This is a genomic window from Sphingomonas sp. IC081 (assembly GCF_006874585.1).
GTDB lineage: Bacteria > Pseudomonadota > Alphaproteobacteria > Sphingomonadales > Sphingomonadaceae > Novosphingobium.
Map to the genome: position 1 here is coordinate 2,357,989 of NZ_CP029761.1, position 17,975 is coordinate 2,375,963.

17 protein-coding genes and 1 other RNA gene are annotated in these 17,975 nt (G+C 63.8%); 8 read left to right on the forward strand and 10 right to left on the reverse strand.

Annotated elements, in window-relative coordinates; genetic code table 11:
- Positions 1-156 precede the first annotated feature (156 nt).
- Entirely contained in the window at positions 157-957 is an 801-nt protein-coding gene (locus DM450_RS11295) for a metallophosphoesterase (RefSeq protein ID WP_142634875.1), read from the forward strand.
- Between the two features lie 33 nt (positions 958-990).
- Here DM450_RS11295 and rnpB read toward each other — a convergent pair.
- The 4 genes from rnpB to DM450_RS11315 all read right to left on the reverse strand — a co-directional run bounded on the left by rnpB (position 991) and on the right by DM450_RS11315 (position 3,329).
- An RNA gene (gene rnpB / locus DM450_RS11300) (RNase P RNA component class A) lies at positions 991-1,432 on the reverse strand.
- Positions 1,433-1,441: 9 nt separating this feature from the next.
- Positions 1,442-2,146 carry an N-acetylmuramoyl-L-alanine amidase gene (locus DM450_RS11305; RefSeq protein ID WP_142634877.1) on the reverse strand — a complete coding sequence of 235 codons (705 nt, stop codon included), beginning with the start codon at positions 2,144-2,146 and terminating at the stop codon, positions 1,442-1,444.
- Between the two features lie 15 nt (positions 2,147-2,161).
- Complete coding sequence (locus DM450_RS11310; RefSeq protein ID WP_142634880.1) at positions 2,162-2,818, reverse strand: histidine phosphotransferase family protein; 657 nt, start codon at positions 2,816-2,818, stop codon at positions 2,162-2,164.
- Between the two features lie 49 nt (positions 2,819-2,867).
- Positions 2,868-3,329, reverse strand: coding sequence for a M67 family metallopeptidase (locus DM450_RS11315; RefSeq protein ID WP_142634882.1), 462 nt, complete (start codon positions 3,327-3,329; stop codon positions 2,868-2,870).
- An 18-nt stretch (positions 3,330-3,347) separates the two neighbouring features.
- On the opposite strand from DM450_RS11315, the gene DM450_RS11320 reads away from it, so the two are divergent.
- Positions 3,348-4,292, forward strand: coding sequence for an RluA family pseudouridine synthase (locus DM450_RS11320; protein WP_142634884.1), 945 nt, complete (start codon positions 3,348-3,350; stop codon positions 4,290-4,292).
- Between the two features lie 89 nt (positions 4,293-4,381).
- Positions 4,382-5,293, forward strand: coding sequence for an RNA polymerase sigma factor RpoH (gene rpoH / locus DM450_RS11325; protein ID WP_142634886.1), 912 nt, complete (start codon positions 4,382-4,384; stop codon positions 5,291-5,293).
- Between the two features lie 65 nt (positions 5,294-5,358).
- Here rpoH and DM450_RS11330 read toward each other — a convergent pair whose 3' ends face one another.
- Together DM450_RS11330 and DM450_RS11335 are read right to left on the reverse strand one after the other, a co-directional pair.
- Positions 5,359-6,393: a patatin-like phospholipase family protein gene (locus DM450_RS11330; RefSeq protein WP_185928591.1), complete on the reverse strand. Its 1,035-nt coding sequence runs from the start codon at positions 6,391-6,393 to the stop codon at positions 5,359-5,361.
- A gap of 97 nt (positions 6,394-6,490) precedes the next feature.
- Positions 6,491-7,240, reverse strand: coding sequence for an SDR family oxidoreductase (locus DM450_RS11335; RefSeq protein ID WP_142634890.1), 750 nt, complete (start codon positions 7,238-7,240; stop codon positions 6,491-6,493).
- A 100-nt stretch (positions 7,241-7,340) separates the two neighbouring features.
- On the opposite strand from DM450_RS11335, the gene DM450_RS11340 reads away from it, so the two are divergent.
- Together DM450_RS11340 and mtgA are read left to right on the forward strand one after the other, a co-directional pair.
- Positions 7,341-7,721 (forward strand): winged helix-turn-helix transcriptional regulator, encoded by a 381-nt coding sequence (locus tag DM450_RS11340; protein WP_142634893.1) that lies wholly within the window; start codon positions 7,341-7,343, stop codon positions 7,719-7,721.
- Between the two features lie 80 nt (positions 7,722-7,801).
- Positions 7,802-8,467 (forward strand): monofunctional biosynthetic peptidoglycan transglycosylase, encoded by a 666-nt coding sequence (mtgA, locus tag DM450_RS11345; RefSeq protein ID WP_142637792.1) that lies wholly within the window; start codon positions 7,802-7,804, stop codon positions 8,465-8,467.
- Between the two features lie 7 nt (positions 8,468-8,474).
- On the opposite strand, the gene DM450_RS11350 is transcribed toward mtgA, so the two are convergent.
- Positions 8,475-9,122, reverse strand: a complete 648-nt coding sequence (locus DM450_RS11350; RefSeq protein WP_142634894.1) for a YitT family protein — start codon at positions 9,120-9,122, stop codon at positions 8,475-8,477.
- A 102-nt stretch (positions 9,123-9,224) separates the two neighbouring features.
- Positions 9,225-11,864: a TonB-dependent receptor gene (locus tag DM450_RS11355; protein ID WP_142634896.1), complete on the reverse strand. Its 2,640-nt coding sequence runs from the start codon at positions 11,862-11,864 to the stop codon at positions 9,225-9,227.
- A gap of 374 nt (positions 11,865-12,238) precedes the next feature.
- Between DM450_RS11355 and DM450_RS11360 the strand changes: the two genes are divergently transcribed.
- Positions 12,239-13,228 carry a cation diffusion facilitator family transporter gene (locus DM450_RS11360; RefSeq protein WP_142634898.1) on the forward strand — a complete coding sequence of 330 codons (990 nt, stop codon included), beginning with the start codon at positions 12,239-12,241 and terminating at the stop codon, positions 13,226-13,228.
- 99 nt (positions 13,229-13,327) lie between these two features.
- Positions 13,328-13,912: a nuclear transport factor 2 family protein gene (locus DM450_RS11365; RefSeq protein WP_185928592.1), complete on the forward strand. Its 585-nt coding sequence runs from the start codon at positions 13,328-13,330 to the stop codon at positions 13,910-13,912.
- Between the two features lie 165 nt (positions 13,913-14,077).
- Here the strand turns inward: DM450_RS11365 and clpX are convergent, their stop codons facing one another.
- Together clpX and clpP are read right to left on the reverse strand one after the other, a co-directional pair.
- On the reverse strand, positions 14,078-15,340 hold the full coding sequence (gene clpX, locus DM450_RS11370; protein WP_142634902.1) for an ATP-dependent Clp protease ATP-binding subunit ClpX: 1,263 nt from the start codon (positions 15,338-15,340) through the stop codon (positions 14,078-14,080).
- A gap of 160 nt (positions 15,341-15,500) precedes the next feature.
- Positions 15,501-16,169, reverse strand: a complete 669-nt coding sequence (gene clpP, locus DM450_RS11375) for an ATP-dependent Clp endopeptidase proteolytic subunit ClpP (RefSeq protein ID WP_142634904.1) — start codon at positions 16,167-16,169, stop codon at positions 15,501-15,503.
- Between the two features lie 267 nt (positions 16,170-16,436).
- On the opposite strand from clpP, the gene DM450_RS11380 reads away from it, so the two are divergent.
- Positions 16,437-17,936, forward strand: a complete 1,500-nt coding sequence (locus tag DM450_RS11380) for a hypothetical protein (protein ID WP_142634906.1) — start codon at positions 16,437-16,439, stop codon at positions 17,934-17,936.
- Positions 17,937-17,975 lie beyond the last annotated feature (39 nt).

Here is a 17,975-nt window from a genome sequence, read left to right on the forward strand (position 1 = left end):
TCAGCACAATAATGCTGCACCGCACCCAGTATTCAAACAAGGAAAATTTCATAAAGGCAACAATCGGGAAACGAAGTGTGGGTTTTTTGTCACTCGCGATGCACTACGGACCTGCTTGCCGGACGGTAGCCGGCCGGGTATAGGTTCCGCCGGATAATGCTTGCGAAGATCAGAAACCTCGTCGCCCGTCCCGCCAAAAAGCAGAGGACGCCGAAGCTTCCCCCGGGTCAGCGTGTTTACGCGGTCGGCGACATTCATGGTCGCCTCGACTTGTTCGAAAGCCTCATCGAAGCCATCGAACGCGACGATGCCGGCCGAGGGCGTGCGAACAGCGACGTCGTCCTGCTCGGCGACCTCATCGATCGCGGCCCGGACAGTGCCGGCGTGCTGGGTCGTGCCCGTTCCTGGGCGCAGGAACGCCGCGTCGAGTTCATCAAGGGCAATCACGAGGAAATGATGGTGGCGGGCGCCAGCAAGCTCGACACCTTCCGCAGCTTCCTGAAATTCGGCGGCCGTGAAACGCTGATTTCCTACGGCATCGACCCGCAATTCGTGCTGGAAGCCGACGCCGAACAACTGCAGCAGGCCATGCTGGAAGCGGTGCCGCAAGGTGATTTCGATTTTCTGGACGGTTTCGAGAAAATGATTCGCATGGGCGACTATCTGTTTGTCCATGCCGGCATACGCCCGGATACGCCGCTCGACCATCAGTCTGGCCAGGATTGCCGCTGGATCCGCGACCCGTTCCTTTCCCACCCCGGAGATTTCGGCGCGGTGGTGGTGCATGGCCACACGATCACCGAAGAACCGGAAGTGCGCCTCAACCGCATCGGCATCGATACCGGCGCCTATGTCCATGGCACCCTGACTGCGATCGGCCTGGAAGGCGAGGAACGCTGGTTCATCCAGGCGCGCGATGAAGGCCAGGGCGCGATCAACATCCAGATCGCGGCCTGAACGCGGGCTTCCTTTAAGCCTGTCTGATCGAATTGCACCGGGGAGCCTGTAAGCCGGGTTCTGTACCTGGCGTGGTCTCCCAATCCGAGGGACCTTACGCCGCGGTGGCAGCCATTCCTCTAGGCAGCGCATTGCTGCGCCGCTCAAGCGACCAACCCGGGCTGCCTGGGTCCGAAACGAACCCGCCGTTCGAGACGGCGCGCAGCCCCTATTCGGTCTTGCTCCGGGTGGGGTTTGCCTTGCCGCTTGCCGTTACCGGAAGCGCGGTGCGCTCTTACCGCACCCTTTCACCCTTACCTGCCTTTCAGGGCGAACCCTGCACGGCGAGGCGGTTTGCTCTCTGTGGCACTTTCCCTAAGCTTCGCCGGGCCTGAAAACCCGACTCGCCCGGCGGGCGTTACCCGCCACCCTTGTTTCGTGGAGCCCGGACTTTCCTCGCGCATCCGAAGATGCCCGCGGCTGCCCGGCTCCCCGGTGCGGGCGGTCACCTAGCACGACCGGTGTCGCGCTCCAACAGCAGTTCGAAGAGAATTCCGCCGATTTCGCCGTCAATCTCGCCGTCGATGAATTCAGGGCGCCAACGCCGCTGAAATGCACGCACCGCCGCTCGGCCATCGGAGATGTCGTAGCCGAAACGCTCAAGCGCAAGATAGAAAGCACCGGGATTGTCGTAGAACAGGTTCATCTTCGCCGCCGGGATTTCGAGCGCCAGCCCCAGTTCGCCCAGGCGCACCCAGTCGAAATACTCGCCAGGATCCTGCTTTCTGGCCGGCGCGACATCCGAATGACCAACGACATTGGCACGCGGAATGTCGTGCCGGTCCATGATATCGGCCAGCAGCGGCAAGAGCGCATCCATCTGCGGCTCGGGGAACGGCCGGTACCCCCATTCATGCCCGGGATTGACCAGTTCGATACCGATCGATGCCGAGTTCACGTCGGTCACGCCGCGCCAGTAGGAACGCCCCGCGTGCCAGGCGCGCTTGTCCTCGGGCACCAGCGAGGTGACGATACCTTCCTCGTCGATCATGTAATGCGCGGAAACCTCGGCCGCCGGATCGCACATGCGCTCCAGTGCCTCATCGGCGGACTTCATGCCGGTGTAGTGGAGCACCACCATCGACACCGGCAGCTTGCGCTCGTTGCAGTTGGGCGATTCGACGATCCGGTTGACCAGCCAGCGGTTCATCGCCCGAACCCTCCCTCAAACGCCCGGTAGAACCGCGCCGAGCACCAGCGCATCGTCCCCCAGCGCATACTGTAGCCGTCCGCCAAGACTATGCGCCAGTTGCTGGATCATCGCTGCAGGGGCGGTGCGGCTCGACAGGTCCCCTTCGGGCAGCGCCCCTTCAAGCGCGCGGCCGATGTCGCGATCAAAGGCGATACGCGGACCGGCGGCGCGCACGACGATCTCGCTGGTACCGCTGGTAAGCTGATCCGCGCGCAGTTCCGCCGCGATGTCGAGCGTGCCGCCGCGGGGCAGCGCCTCTATCCCGATCAGGGCGAAGTTGAGCAGAGTCTTGATCGCCGGCTTGGGCAGCATGTCGCTGCCGAGCGACCAGTTGACGACAATCCGGGCATTGTTGGCCAGCAGCGCATCGACCAGCGCCCGCGCCTCGCTCACCGGAACCATGTCGCCGAAACCGCCGGCAGCGCCAAAGGCGAGACGGAAGAACTTGAGCTTGTCGGCCGAGATCCGCGCACTCTGGTCGAGAAGTTCGAAGCAGCGCTGGCGCATCTCCGGATCCTTCTCGTCGGACAGCAATTCGAGGCCGTTCGACAGCGCGCCTACCGGGCTCAGCATGTCATGGCACAGGCGCGAACAGAGAAGACTGGCAAGTTCGATCGCACTGGTGCTCATATTCGCGGAAACTTCCATGGTTCAAAGGTGGCCATCAGATAGGTGGCGATCAGATTTCGGCAACCCGCCTGGTCCCGGTGGAAGCCCCGCACGAGTCAGATACCGACTCCGTGCACTCCTCTCCGACGATTTTGCAGGTCATTGGGGAAAAACCATTCCCGCTATCACGCCAGAAAGCAACACGCCCCTCGCCGATGATCGCCCAAATCCGCAAATCGCCGGTGGAATGTTCGCAGTCCGCGGCGGAAGGCACCGGCTGGCTCGCAGGATGCGAATGAAAATAGCCCAGAACCTGCGGACCACCGACCCGCGCCGAGCGGTGCGCAGCCAGCAGCGCGGCCGGGTCGATCTCGAAATGGCGCGTACGCTGCGCGGCGACGTTGGCTGCCGGAACCGCACGGTCGACGCGCCCCCCCTCCCCCAGCAGCAACCCGCAGCACTCTTCCGGATGGCAGCGCGCGGCTTCCTCCATCAAAGCGGTCACAACTGCCCTTGTCACTTCGACATTCATCCCCAAATCGTACAGACAATGGGGGTCATGGAAAACATCATTGAAGGTACGATCGGGGAGGCCGGAGGCCGCCTCGACAAGGCGCTTGCAGAGGCCAGCGGCCTCTCGCGCGAACGAATCAAGGCATTGATGGGCGAAGGCCGCGTCACGCTGGCGGGCAAACCCGCCGCGCAGGCCTCGCTGAAGGTCGAGCCCGGCACGCCTTTCGCCATCGCCGTGCCCGAGGCCATTCCTGCCGAAGCGGCGCCCCAGGACATTCCCCTGAACGTGGTGTTCGAGGACGCATACCTGATCGTCGTCGACAAGCCGGCCGGTCTTGTTGTCCACCCCGCCGCGGGCAATCTGGACGGTACGCTGGTCAACGCCCTGCTTCACCACTGCCGCGGGCAACTGTCGGGAATCGGCGGCGTTGCTCGCCCTGGCATCGTCCACCGCATCGACAAGGACACCTCGGGTCTGCTGGTCGTCGCCAAGACCGACCGCGCCCACGAAGGCCTCGCCGTCCAGTTCGCCGACCACTCGATCGAGCGGGCCTATCGGGCCGTGGTGGCCGGAAAACCGATTCCTGTTGCCGGGACTGTAACCGGATCGATCGGTCGTTCGAATAGCAACCGCAAGAAGATGGCACTGGTCGAAGAAGGCAGGGGCAAACACGCGGTGACTCATTATCGTACGGTCGAGACGCTCAAGGGCGCCACGCTCGTGGAGTGTCGCCTCGAAACGGGAAGAACGCACCAGGTACGCGTTCACATGTCGTCAATCGGGCACTCGCTATTGGGGGATCCAGTATATGGACGTACACCATCAGCGATTCGCCCGGTCGTTCAACGACTCGGATTTCATCGCCAAGCTCTCCACGCAGCGGAACTTGGCTTCGTCCACCCCGTTACTGGGGAGACAGTCCGATTTTCCAGCCCCTTACCCGACGATATGCGGGCCCTGATCGACGAACTGCGTCAGTGAAATCGGATTAACATGCTATCTTACGTAGGTGGCCCCAAGCTAAGATGCCTGCATAGGGTCTTCGACCGCGGGCCGACCGGAAAGGACGGATGACAGTGAGCACCAAGCAACGCAATCTCCCGGCGGTTCCCACGCTGGGCAGCGAGCAGAGCCTCAACCGCTATCTCTCCGAGATTCGCAAGTTCCCTCTGCTTAAGCCCGAGCAGGAATACATGCTCGCCAAGCGTTTCAAGGAACACGAGGATCCCGAAGCAGCCGCACAGCTGGTAACCAGCCATCTTCGCCTCGTCGCGAAGATCGCGATGGGCTACCGTGGCTATGGCCTGCCCGTTTCCGAACTGATTTCCGAAGGCAACATCGGCCTCATGCAGGGGGTCAAGAAGTTCGAGCCCGATCGGGGCTTCCGCCTCGCCACTTATGCTATGTGGTGGATCAAGGCGTCGATTCAAGAGTTCATCCTGCGCTCGTGGTCGCTCGTGAAGATGGGCACCACCGCGGGCCAGAAGAAGCTGTTCTTCAACTTGCGCCGCATGAAGAAGAACCTCGACGCCTACGAGGACACCGACCTGCATCCGGACGATGTCGCCACCATCGCGACCACGCTTGGCGTGTCGCAGCAGGAAGTGGTGAACATGAACCGGCGCATGATGATGGGCGGCGATGCCTCGCTGAACGTCTCGCTGCGTGACGAAGGCGAAGGCCAGTGGATGGACATCCTTGCGGATGACCGCCCGCTGCAGGACGAAACCGTTGCCGACGCGGAAGAAGCCACCGTTCGCCACGACATGCTGGTGGAAGCGATGGACTCGCTGAACGACCGCGAACGCGACATTCTGACCGAACGCCGCCTGACCGACGACCCGAAGACGCTCGAGGAACTTAGCCAGGTCTATAACGTCAGTCGCGAGCGCGTGCGCCAGATCGAGGTCCGTGCTTTCGAAAAGCTCCAGAAGGCGATGGGGCGTATCGCTCTGGACAAGAAGATGGTTCCGGCACTGTAACCTTCGCCAGATCCCTCAAGGATTTGCCGGGTCGCTCGCAAGGGCGGCCCGGTTTTCTTTTGTGTTCAGGCCGGCCCGAAGCGCTTCGCGAAATCGACCGTGCTGCGCTTGCCGAGATGCTCGACATTGGCCGCACACCATTGCCTTGCCGCGGCCTCGCCCGCCTCATGCAGCTTGAGCAGCAGATGGCGCACCGGCAGGAGCTTGCTCTGTGCCGGCATGGCCGCCAGCGTGGCCTCATCGTGGATCTCATGGAAGCGCAGGCGCTCGACTTGCGCGATCAATCCGTCTTTCGCGCCCGGCTTTGCACGGGCATCCCCGATCGCCGACTGGAGCAGTACAAGCCCCTGCAATTCCTTGCGCATCGACTGGTTGAAGCCGATCTCGGTCAACCGGTCGATGATCGCAGCGGCACTACGCGGGGTATCCGTACGGACCTGCGTATTGACGGTGATCAGCAGCAGGTCGTCGTTCGAACTCTCCTGTACCAGCGGAACCAGCGGCGGATTGGCACTATATCCGCCGTCCCAGTAGTCCTTTGCGTCGATCGTGACGGGCGGAAAATAGAGCGGCAGGCAGGCTGAGGCCAGCAGGGCATCGCTCGTCAGATCGCCATTGCGGAACAGGCGCAGAGCGCCGGACCGCGCATTGGTGGCGGAAATGAACAGAGGCGGCGCATTCTCGCTGCGGATCGCGCCGAAATCGACATGGTCATCGATCACCCCGCGCAGGATCTCCTGCATCTCCCGCCCGAGTTCCGGCGAGGCATGGGCCATGCTGACATCGCCGAAGACCGCCGACCACCACGAAGAAATCGCCCGCGAGGTTTGCGGAAAAGCCTCGATCATCGGGATCAAGGGGCCCGCCTCGCGGCCCGAGCGGTTGAGTTCCTTCCAGAAGCTGCGCAATCGCTCCCGCGCACCCTCCCGCCCTTCGGAAACGAACCCGGAAACCAGCACCGCCGCGTTCATGGCCCCCGCGCTGGCACCGCTGAGGGCACCCGGCATCAACCGTTCATCCTGCAGCAGGCCATCGAGCACGCCCCAGGTGAAAGCCCCATGAGCACCGCCGCCCTGCAAGGCAAGATCGAGACGATGCACGTGCTTATCCCTGGAAAACATCACCATACCGCCAGCGCTATCCGATATTGCAGTGCAGCATGCAGGAATAGCACTGGCGGCCTGCCGGTTCCAGCGATCAGGTATGGGGCGCGTTGAGCATCGCGAGTGTTTCCGCGTAGCGCCCCTCCGCCTCGGCATTGCGCAGGAAACCGAGGCGCTGGACGCCGATCAGCTCCGGTGTCGGCTGCTGCGCGAACAGGTCCATGACTTCGTTGATGAATTCATCGAGCGGCATGTAGCCTTCCCGCGTCGACTGCCCCGGGGTCAACTCGGTCTGGACGGCGGGCGGCGCCAGTTCGATCACCTCGACCTTGCCGGCCAGCGCGAGCCGCAACGAATCGGACCACGAATGGATCGCCGCCTTGGTCGCCGAATAGACCGCCGCGCTCGCCAGCGGCACGAAGGCAAGCCCCGAACTGACGTTGACGATCGCCGCATCGGCCTGTGCCGACAAGTGCGCCACCAGTGCGTCCGTCAGCCGGATCGGACCGAGGAAATTGGTCGTCACGCAGGCCTCCGCCCGCGACAGGTCGCGCGGATTGGCGATATCCTCAAGCGGCATGATCCCGGCATTGTTGACCAGCACGTTGAGCGCCGGGAACCTCGCCAGCACCTCTCCCGCAAAAGCCTGGATTGCCGCGGGATCGCCGACATCAAGCGCCATCGGGTGGATGTTCGCTCGCCCTTTCGCCGTTTCCTCGAGGCTGGCCAGCGTGCGACCAGTGACGATCACGACATTGCCGGCGTCATGCCAGCGCTGCGCCAGTTCGCGGCCGATGCCCGAACCGCCGCCGGAAAGAAGGATGGTGTTGCCGCTGGTCTTCATGGGGAACTCCTCTGGGGAAGATTGCGAAGACGGTGTGATCCTTATACTCTCTCCTGGAAAGTAGGCACCTGAAAGTGCTGTAGTCACCAGCAGATAAGAAATGAAAAATACGGCCTCTACAAGCCACTCCGACATTCCCGGCGTGGACGCTCTGGTCAACGAGCTGATCGGCCGGGTGGCCGACAAGTGGACCCTGCTGGTACTCGAAGCGCTGGAGGAGCATGGCGAATCGCGCTTCAGCCAGCTGGCCCGCGCCGTGCCCGGGATCAGCCAGAAGATGCTCACCCAGACCCTGCGCCAGATGGAGCGCGACGGTTTTGTCCACCGCACCGTCCATCCCGTCATCCCGCCGCATGTAGACTACCGGCTCACCCCGCTCGGCCATAGCCTGGGCGAGGCATTTTGCGGCGTCTGGCACTGGGCAGAACAGCACCTAGACGACGTAGAGACGGCCAGAACGGCCTTTGACACCCGCGATTGATCGCGTCCCGCCTTTCGCAGTCCGCCCAACCTCGCTAGTCAGGCGCTATCCACTCGGGAACTCGGGGCTCTCTTCCTTTGCTGCGCATTCTTGCCAAGGCCATCATCTGGTTCGTCGCCATCAGCGTGGGGCTGACGGTGCTCTATCGTTTTGTCCCCCCGCCGGTGACGGTGACGATGCTGGTGGACGGCAACGGCATCACCAAGGACTGGCAGCCGCTCAGCCGGATCGACCGCAACATGGTCGCCGCCGCGATCGCCGCCGAGGATGGCAAGTTCTGCACCCATAACGGCTTCGACACCAACGCCATCGAAAAGGCATTCGAACGCAATGCCGCCGGTGGGCGCATTCGCGGCGGGTCGACGATCAGCCAGCAGACCGCCAAGAACGTGTTCCTCTGGCAGGGGGACGGCTGGACGCGTTACGTGCGCAAGGGCTTCGAGGTCTGGTTCACCTTCCTGATCGAGAACCTGTGGGACAAGCGCCGGATCATGGAAGTCTACCTCAACGTCGCGGAGACCGGCATCGGCACGTACGGCGTGGAGGCGGGGGCGCAGCGCTATTACGGCAAGTCGGCCACCAGGCTGACACCGATCGAGGCGGCCCGCATCGCCGCCGCCCTGCCCAGCCCCAAGACCCGCAGCGTCAAGAACCCCACGGGCTTCACGCGCCGCTACGGCAACACCGTCGCCGCGCGGATCGGCACGGTGAAGACGCAGGGTTTCGACGCCTGCGTCTACGACTGACACTCAATCAGTACCCGTTGTAGCGCCCCGGCCGGTGCCAGACAAAAAGGATGCCGCCGGTCGCCATGACGCCCAGCAGCGACCACAGCACCTGCACCGCGTCCAGCGCGAGCAGCGAAAACAGCAGCACACCGGAATCCAGGATCATCTGCGTGCGCCCGGCATTCCATCCGCGCGTGCGGTAGAGCGACAGCACGATCGCCCCTGACCCGCCGGAGCCCGCCGCGTGGCGGGCCAGCGCCAGTGCGCCCATGCCGATGAAGGTCCCGCCGACGACCGCCGCCACCGGGCGCGCGACATAGCCCAGCACCAGCACCTGCGGCGCCAGCGCGGTCAGCGCAAAGAGGCCCAGCGTCACGATCACTGTCTTGACGAGGAAGGCGCGCCCCATCGGACGCACGGTCATCGCCAGCATCGGCAGCGACAGAACCGCATAGTAGAGCCCGACCGGCACCCCGGTCAGGTAATTGAGCGTCAGCGCGAGACCGGCGACGCCGCCGGTGGCAAGCTGCGCCTTCTGCAGCAGAACGACCCCCATCGACAGCAGGATGGTGCCGACGACCAGCGCATAGCCATCCTCGAACAGGCTATGCGGCGTGCCCTGAGGGACCGCGCCCTCCTCGGGAAATTCAACGGTATCTTCGTGAATGCTCATGGTCCTCGCGGGAAACTAGCTAAAAGTCGGATGCTTACGAAAAAGGGGAGAGAACCGAAGTTCTCTCCCCTTCCCCTGTTCGCGTGACGCGAATTTCTTCGATCAGAAGGCCATGATGAACGTGGCGCTGACCGCACGCGGCGCACCGAAGTTCACGAAGGCCGAGCTCGAGGTCGGGAGCGTGTCGAGGCCGCCCGAGTACGAACCGACGTAGTATTCGTCGAACAGGTTGGTGACGTTCAGCTGGATTTCGCTCTTGTCGAGACCGAGCTTTTCCAGCTTGTAACGCAGGTTCAGGTCCACCGTGGTGAAGCTCTTGAACTTGGCACCCGGGAAGATCGTGGTGGGCGTGGTCGCGCCCGGCAGGGTGACCTGCTCGATCTCGCCGTTGATGTCGTTCAGGAAGCGCGAACCGGTGTACTTGGCCTGGGCGCCGAAGCTGAGATCACCCAGATCGACCTGGGCGCGGCCACCGAACAGCCATTCGGGCGTCGAACGTTCACGCTTGCCCGAAGTGCGCAGGTAATAGGTGGTGCTGCCGTTGTCGGTCACGCTGTAGCACAGACCCGCACGGGCAATGTCGCTGGTCGCCGAGCAGCTGCGCGTGATCGTGTCGTTCTGGATTTCCGACTTGATCCACGAACCGAAGACGTAGAGCGACAGCGGCTGGACCGGACGAACCGAAACGCTGGCATCGATGCCGTACTTCTTGACCGCACCGAGGTTGGTGTCGGTCGGGTTGCCGTCGATGTCGTACGCGGTGACAAGACGGTTCTTGTACTGCGTGTACCAACCGGTCAGCGCGGCCTGCACCATCGAGCTCGAGTAACGCAGCGATGCGTCGAAGCTGTCGGCCGTTTCCGGACGGCGGTAAGCGGCATCGCTGTTCGCCGGGAAGTAGAAGGCGTTGTACAGCGTGTCGGTGCTGGGGACCGAGATGTTCTTCGAATAGCTGCCGGCGATGCTCAGCTCCGGCGTGATCTTGTAGGTCAGGCCGACGTTCGGAAGAATCTTGTCGTAGTTGAGCTTGCGCGACTGCGGAATGGCCGCACCCGTCGCGGTGCCGGACGTTGTGTTGTAAACGTACGGGTTCGACAGGATGTAAGCAGCCTGCTGGTCTTCCGGCACGCAGTTCACGAAAGCACCCGAGCTGCCACCGGTATTGGTGGTGAAGCAGTTCTGGTTGAGGTCGCGCTTGTAGAAGGGTGCCGCAACGCCAAGCAGCACGGTCAGCTTCTGATCGAAGAACTGGCCGCGGTATTCGCCGGCAATCTTGTGCAGCGTGGCGTAGGAATTGCGGTCACGCTTCTGCAGCACGTTGCCAGCCGCATCGGTCAGCGGGTCATTGATCGCGAACACGTCATAGGGCTCGCCATTCTGCTTGAGCAGGCCTGCAGCGCCGGTCTGGCGGTGGTGCGCGCGGTCGAACGAGTACGACAGACGAACGCGGTTGTTGTCGTCGATCTCGTAGGCGAGGTTGGTGATCGCCACGTAACGGTTGGTCTTGGTCTGGCTCGGCTGGAGCAGCGTGACCCGGTCGAGCATATCCCCGTCGCCGTTGAGATCACGGCCGAAATAGAACTGACCGCCGTAGTTGCCGGTGCCGGTGAAGGCCGGCGTCGTGGCCGTTGCAGCCTGCGTGAAGAAGCCTTCGTTTGCCGAAGTGGTGCCGCCGCCGTTGGCCTTGGTGTACTGATAGGCCGCGTCGACCGACAGCGTCAGCTTTTCGGTCAGGTGGAACAGCGAGGCAAGGCGCACGTTGCCGGTGTTCGACGGGTTGTAACGACGCTCGAAGTCGGTGCCGCAAGAATTCGGGGTGTCGACAACGTTCGGACGTGCTGCTGCCACGGTGCAAGGCGCGCCGCCGGCCACGTCATAGAAGCGATCTGTCTTGTCGCCGGTGAAGGCGCTGGCGCGGAACGGCGAACCACCGAAGTTGTTGCGGTTTTCGTTGTAGTGGCCCGAAAGCGCGATGAAGTCACCCTCGCTGCCGATCGGCTGGTAGACCTTGGCGTTGAACTGCTTCTTCTCGACCTTGCCGTAGTTGGCGAAGGCTGCGCCGTTGCGCGCCCACGAACCCGAAACCCAGGCCTTGGTGCCGATCGAGGTGAACTCGCCGGTTTCGATCTTGCCGAACATGCGCTGGTACGAACGGTCCGAGCCGCCCGAACCATCGGCGACGACATCGCCGTACGACATGCTGGTCATCACACCGAACTGATCGTCGGGGACCTTGGTGTTGATGTTGACGGTGCCGCCAACCGCCGAGGCGGTCGGGCTGTCGACGTCGGTCGAACCCAGGTTGACGTTGACGGTCTCGATCAGCTCGGCATCGACCTGCTGGTTCGAGTAGATCGCATAGTTACCCGAATCGTTCAGCGGGATGCCGTCGAAGGTCTGCGAGATGCGGCTCGAATCGAAACCACGGATGCTGAACGAACCACCGCTCGAACCCCAGGGGTCGTTGTTGGTGAAGCTGACGCCCGGAACCAGGTTGATCATGTCGTTCACGGTCTGACCAGCGCGCTGGTTCGCAATGAACTCCTTGCTGATCTCGACCTTGGCCTTGGGCGAATCCGGCGTGCGGACGCCGGCGATGTCAACAGTGCGATTGCCGGTCACGACAATGGCGTTGTCGAACTCGGCCGAACCGGTCGACTGCGCGAATGCCGGCATGGCGAGGAACGCTGCACCGACGGCCAGCGTGCTGGTTGCGGTGGAGAGAACGGTTTGAAATTTCATCTTAGCCCCCTGGAGCCTTCAGAGTGAGTTTTACGCAATGATTGCGGAAGGATTTGCCCCGCCACAGGTTTGCTGCGGCTGCTAAGAGCAGTGCAATATGACAAGTCTCTGACAGGCGGGATTCATTTTTGCCGCAGCCGATGCAATTTTTCCGCTTTACGACGCCCAGATAGCGCCGCATTTCCAATTTTCCTTGAAAATCAGCCGATTTTTGCAATGTTTTCAAGACAGCGGTGCGGCATAAATGTCACGGGAAGGCACTCGCCCGATGCACCCTGACCTATGTGCGGCGCAGCACACAGCGCCATCGCGGCGCGTGACATGTTACGACATAGCTTGCCGCTCGCGGCCCGCTCATGCCAGACACGCCGACCATGAGCGCCGCACATGCACACCATGGCCACGACCACGGCCATCACCACGATCACCACGGCCATGACCATGGCCATGGCCATGGCCATCATCATGGACACCACCACCACTCCCTCCCGGCCAACGTGGGCAGGGCCTTTGCGGTCGCCGTGGCCCTCAACCTCGCATTTGTCATTGCCGAGGCGGCCGCCGGGTATCTGAGCGATTCGATGGCCCTGCTGGCGGACGCCGGGCACAATCTGTCGGACGTGCTCTCGCTGCTGCTGGCCTGGGCCGCCAGCGTCCTGGCCTCGCGCCCGCCAACCGAGCGCTTCACCTACGGCCTCAAGAGCTCCTCGATTCTCGCCGCCATCGCCAATGCCGCCCTGCTGTGGGTGGCGATCGGCGCCATTCTCGTCGAGACGATCCGCCGTTTCGCCGAACCGGCCCCGGTCACCGGCATGACGATGATCGTTGTTGCCGCCATCGGCATCGCGGTGAACGCCCTCTCCGCCCTGCTCTTCGCGAAAGGCAGCAAGGACGACCTCAACTTGCGCGCCGCCTTTGTGCACCTGATGGCGGACGCGGCGGTTTCGGCGGGCGTGGTGATCGCGGGCGTGGTGATCCTGTTCACCGGCTGGACGGTTGTCGATCCGATCGCCTCGCTGGTCATCACCGCGGTGATCGCCTGGTCGAGCTGGAGCCTGCTGCGCGAATCGCTGCGCATGGGCATGATGGCCGTGCCGGAGAGCATCGATATCGCCGCGGTGCGCGCTTTTCTGGAAAGCCGCGCCGGGGTGACGCAAGTGCACGATCTCCACATCTGGCCGATGAGCACGACGGAGACCGCCCTCACCGCGCATCTCGTCATGCCCGGCGGACAGCCCGGGGACGGCTTCCTGCACACACTCGCCCACGACCTCGAACACCGGTTCAAAATCGGCCACCCCACCATCCAGATCGAGACCGAAAGCAACGCGGCATGCCCACTGGAAAGCGCGGCCGTCGTTTAACGCCGCTTCCGCGACAATAAGGTACAATAATCCCGATTGCAGCGCGCCGGGCGGAGGTTAGGAATCGCGTCCATCACTGACTGGATGGACATATCCGCGATGACCCGTCGATACCCCGCCCGCCTGCTGCTTTGCGCCGCGCTCGGCAGCGCCCTGCTGCCCGGCCTCGCCCATGCCGATACCAAGAGCGACCTCGAGGCGCGTTACGCCGCACTCAAGAGCGCCATGGACACGCGCGAGCCGGACGAGATCAAGCCGTTCCTCACCCCCGACTTCAAGCGCACCGACCTCGGCGGCAATTCGATGAGCGCCGACCAGATGATCGACCGGCTGGCCAACATCCCGGTCGATCCCAACCGCAAGTCGACCAACACCATCATCTCCGTCACGCTCGAGGGCCAGACCGCCCAGGTCGAGCAGCGCCAGGACGCTTCCGACAGCCGCGAAGGCCGGGACGGCGAGACGCATCAGTTCGCCATGAGCGAGCTGTCGCACGACACCTGGGTCCAGACGGGCACAGGCTGGCTGCTCAAGTCCACCGAGGCCGAGCAGATGACGATCTCGCGCGACGGCCAGGTCGTGCGCACGATGAAGAAGGGCGATCCGATGCCGCCGCGCGGCGCAGGTGGCCCCGGGGGCGGGCCGGGTGGCCGCATGGGTCCGCGCCCCGACGGCAATAATTGAGCCCCGACTTACCGCTCGGGGCGGCGCCGAACGCGCCTGCACTCAAACGAAAAGGGCCCGCCCGGATGCACCGGACGGGCCCTTTTGATGTCGGCCTTGGCGGCAGCGCTCAGGCTGCGGCTTCAGCCACGCAGCGTTTACGCGGCGGATTCGGCCCTGCAGCGTTTACGCGGCAGCTTCGGCCTTGTCGCCCTTCAGCACGCGGACCGGTTCCTTGCGGCCGTCCACCACGTCCTTGTCGACGACCACTTCGGCGATGTCGCTTTCGGTCGGCAGGTCGAACATGGTGTCGAGCAGCAGCCCTTCCACGATCGAGCGCAACCCGCGCGCGCCGGTCTTGCGGTCGATGGCCTTCTGGGCGATCGCTTCGAGCGCCTCTTCGGTGAAGGTCAGTTCGACGTCTTCCAGCTCGAACAGCCTGGCGTACTGCTTGACCAGCGCGTTCTTCGGCTCGCGCAGGATCTTGACCAGGGCCTCGATGTCGAGGTCGTTGAGGGTCGCGATCACCGGCAGGCGGCCGACGAATTCGGGGATGAGGCCGAACTTGAGCAGATCTTCCGGCTCCGCCTTCTGGAGCAGTTCGCCCACGCGGCGCTTGTCCGGATCGGCGACATGCGCGCCGAAGCCGATCGAACGCTTCTGGAGGCGGTCGGCAATGATCTTCTCAAGACCCGCGAAGGCGCCGCCGCAGATGAACAGGATGTTGGTCGTGTCCACCTGCAGGAATTCCTGCTGCGGGTGCTTGCGGCCGCCCTGCGGCGGAACCGAGGCGGTCGTGCCCTCCATCAGCTTGAGCAGGGCCTGCTGCACGCCTTCGCCCGAAACGTCGCGCGTGATCGACGGGTTCTCGGCCTTGCGGCTGATCTTGTCGATCTCGTCGATGTAGACGATGCCGTGCTGCGCCTTCTCGACGTTGTAGTCGGAAGCCTGGAGCAGCTTGAGGATGATGTTCTCCACGTCCTCGCCCACGTAACCGGCTTCGGTCAGCGTGGTGGCGTCGGCCATGGTGAAGGGCACGTCGAACGTCTTGGCGAGCGTCTGCGCGAGCAGCGTCTTGCCCGAACCGGTGGGACCCACCAGCAGGATGTTCGACTTCGACAGCTCCACATCGCCCTGCTTGCCGCTGTGCTTGAGGCGCTTGTAGTGGTTGTGCACCGCCACCGACAGCACGCGCTTGGCGCGTTCCTGCCCGATCACGTAGTCGTTCAGCGTCTCGCAAATGTCGCGGGGCGACGGCACGCCGCCGTCCTTCTTGCCCGCAATGCCGGCCTTCGTCTCTTCGCGAATGATGTCGTTGCAAAGCTCGACACACTCGTCGCAGATGAAGACCGTGGGGCCCGCGATCAGCTTGCGCACTTCGTGCTGCGACTTGCCGCAGAAGCTGCAGTAGAGGGTGCTTTTCGCGTCAGATCCGCTCAATTTCGTCATTTTCCGTCTTTAGGCCATTTCCAGGCGACTCGTCGAGTCTACCTTGGAGGAGGCCGGTTTTGCAATCCTCGGCCGATATGGGTACCCCGATAACCGTTGCAAAGAACTGAAGGCCGATCCCTGCAGGCACCGGCCTTCGTTCATGCTCAGGCCGCCGTACTCAGGCTTCTGCCGGCTTGTCGGCGTCGGGCCGCGTCTCGAAGACCTTGTCGACGAGGCCGAACGCCAGCGCTTCCTCGGCTTCGAGGAAGGTGTCGCGGTCCATCGCCTTCTCGATCTCGTCGAGCGACTTGCCGGTGTACTTCACGTAGAGCGCATTGAGACGCGTGCGCATGCGCAGGATCTCGCGCGCCTGGATCTCGATGTCCGATGCCATGCCGCGGGCGCCGCCCGAGGGCTGGTGCACCATGATGCGGGCGTTCGGCAGGGCGATGCGCATGCCCGGCTCGCCGGCGGCGAGCAGGAAGCTGCCCATCGAGGCGGCCTGACCGATGCAGACCGTCGACACGCGCGGCTTGATGTACTGCATGGTGTCGTGGATGGCCATGCCGGCCGTCACCACGCCGCCCGGCGAGTTGATGTACATCGAGATGTCCTTCGAGGGATTTTCCGACTCGAGGAACAGGAGCTGCGCGACGATCAGCGAGGCCATGTGGTCCTCGACTTCGCCGGTCACGAAAACGATGCGCTCGCGCAGCAGGCGCGAGTAGATGTCGAAGCTGCGCTCACCGCGGCTGGTCTGCTCGACGACCATCGGCACGAGTGCGCCGGTCACGGGGTCGGTTGTGAACTTTCCTTGGGCGCCCGAGGCGCCAAACAGGTCGAGCATGGGAGTCCTCTTCTGGTTTGGACCGCCTATGTCGCGTGCCCCTGCCCGATGTTCAAGGGCTTTAACCCTTCATTCGGTGCAGGACACACAACTATCGGGGGGCAATTGACCGGAACAGCGCAACTTGTGCCGGCTGCGGGCAATGCGGTGCGTGATTCGTTGCCCTTTGAGCACAATTCAGTCATCCACCGGCAGGATAAGGAAATTAGCGTAGAATTCGGGCCGTTCATCATTTTGGCCATCACCGGCTTCGGGGGGAGCCTGGACATGTCAAGGAAGCTCCATTTCGGCACAATCCTGCTCGCCGCAGCCGCACTGGCCGTGGCCATCGCCTGGGCCTGCCTCCATCGCGGGCCCTGGTACGACGAGTTCTACACCCAGTACGTGACCCGCCCCGGCCCGGGCTGGACCGAGGCGCTGCGCACAAGCTGGCTCGCGGACAATCACCCGCCGCTCTATTACGCCCTGGCGCGGGCGAGCGACGGACTCGGCCGGATCGAGACGCACCGGCTGCTCAACCTTGCCATCGGCGCATGCTGCCTGCTGGCGGGCGCCGCGATCGTGCGCGACGTGCCGCGCCTGCTGCCTGCCGGCGCCGCGCTGCTGCTGCTGCTGGCCGGCAACGAATGGACGGTGCTGAGCGGCAGCGAACTGCGCTCCTACTTCCTGTCCCTGTGCGCCGGCGCCCTGCTGGCGTTTTCACTGGCCGCCCTGGCGCTGACCCGCGAGGGCGGCTCGATCCCCCGCCGGCTGGCTTACGGCGCGGCCGTGCTGATCGGGTTCAACACCCATATCGTCACCACGCTCATCGCGGGCTCGCTGATCCTGCCCTTCCTGCTGATCGCCGCCCTGCAGCGGGACTGGAGCTATTTTCGGGCCCTGCTGCTGCCGCCACTGGCCTCCGGCCTGCTGTTTGTCGCCGTCAGCCTGGTGCAATTGCCGCATTGGCAGGCCAACACGCAGAATTTCTGGATCGAGGGCGGGCTCGCCTCGGCGCGCTGGTCGATCGAATATGCGCTGCTGCGATGCCTGGAGGCCAATCCGCTGGTGCTGGCCGGTGCAATCGCCGGCGTGGCGATCATGGGGCGCGACCTCATGCGCGACCGTGCCGCCTGCGAAGGCATCGCGATCCTGGCGCAGCTGGCCGCGGGCGTCGTTCTTGGCCTGGCGCTGCTGACCGCCATCCATCTCGTCCACCCGCTGCTGATCGAGAAGTATCTGACCGCGATGGTCGGCGCCGTCAGTCTGGGCATGGCGCTGGCCTGCGGGCGGCTGCTGCGGGCACTGGGCCCGGGGGCCGGCGCGATGTTCCTCGGTGCGGCACTGCTGCTGTCGCTATGGAGCCTGTGCGACCACGTCGCGCGGAGCACCGCGCGCAATTCCTGGTACGGCACCGGTCGCTACGTGGCGGACATCCGGGCCACCTGCCCCGACACCCTTGTCCATGTCGACCGGTTCTGGAATGCCGACGTCACGGCGATGTCGCCGGCGGACAATCTGGCGGTCGCGCCTGCGGCCTACCGCACCGTCGCGGCCCATTTCGGCTTCGCGCTGGAACCGGAAACCTCGCGGCGCATGGCAAAGGCGTGCCCCACGCTGTTCTGGGCCGAGCATGACACCCGCCACCGCTTCACCGACGCCGCCATCCTTGCCCATTTGCGCGCCAGCGGCTTTGCGGTGAACGCCATCACCGTGCGGCGCATCGGCGACGGCTGGGTCGCCATGGCCGCAGCCAGGCCGGAGCAGGGGCTCCTGACATCCCCATAACAAAAAGAGCCCGGCGCATCGCTGCACCGGGCTCTTTTG

Excerpts from the sequence above, each read along its gene's own strand:
- DM450_RS11305 (WP_142634877.1), bottom strand. The coding sequence starts at position 2,146 with ATGAACCGCTGGCTGGTCAACCGGATCGTCGAATCGCCCAACTGCAAC.
- DM450_RS11315 (WP_142634882.1), bottom strand. The coding sequence starts at position 3,329 with ATGAATGTCGAAGTGACAAGGGCAGTTGTGACCGCTTTGATGGAGGAA.
- DM450_RS11340 (WP_142634893.1), top strand. The coding sequence starts at position 7,341 with ATGAAAAATACGGCCTCTACAAGCCACTCCGACATTCCCGGCGTGGAC.
- DM450_RS11380 (WP_142634906.1), top strand. The coding sequence starts at position 16,437 with ATGTCAAGGAAGCTCCATTTCGGCACAATCCTGCTCGCCGCAGCCGCA.
- DM450_RS11350 (WP_142634894.1), bottom strand. The coding sequence starts at position 9,122 with ATGAGCATTCACGAAGATACCGTTGAATTTCCCGAGGAGGGCGCGGTC.
- DM450_RS11335 (WP_142634890.1), bottom strand. The coding sequence starts at position 7,240 with ATGAAGACCAGCGGCAACACCATCCTTCTTTCCGGCGGCGGTTCGGGC.
- DM450_RS11360 (WP_142634898.1), top strand. The coding sequence starts at position 12,239 with ATGAGCGCCGCACATGCACACCATGGCCACGACCACGGCCATCACCAC.
- DM450_RS11365 (WP_185928592.1), top strand. The coding sequence starts at position 13,328 with ATGACCCGTCGATACCCCGCCCGCCTGCTGCTTTGCGCCGCGCTCGGC.
- clpP (WP_142634904.1), bottom strand. The coding sequence starts at position 16,169 with ATGCTCGACCTGTTTGGCGCCTCGGGCGCCCAAGGAAAGTTCACAACC.
- DM450_RS11295 (WP_142634875.1), top strand. The coding sequence starts at position 157 with ATGCTTGCGAAGATCAGAAACCTCGTCGCCCGTCCCGCCAAAAAGCAG.
- clpX (WP_142634902.1), bottom strand. The coding sequence starts at position 15,340 with ATGACGAAATTGAGCGGATCTGACGCGAAAAGCACCCTCTACTGCAGC.
- DM450_RS11355 (WP_142634896.1), bottom strand. The coding sequence starts at position 11,864 with ATGAAATTTCAAACCGTTCTCTCCACCGCAACCAGCACGCTGGCCGTC.
- rpoH (WP_142634886.1), top strand. The coding sequence starts at position 4,382 with ATGACAGTGAGCACCAAGCAACGCAATCTCCCGGCGGTTCCCACGCTG.
- DM450_RS11310 (WP_142634880.1), bottom strand. The coding sequence starts at position 2,818 with ATGAGCACCAGTGCGATCGAACTTGCCAGTCTTCTCTGTTCGCGCCTG.
- DM450_RS11320 (WP_142634884.1), top strand. The coding sequence starts at position 3,348 with ATGGGGGTCATGGAAAACATCATTGAAGGTACGATCGGGGAGGCCGGA.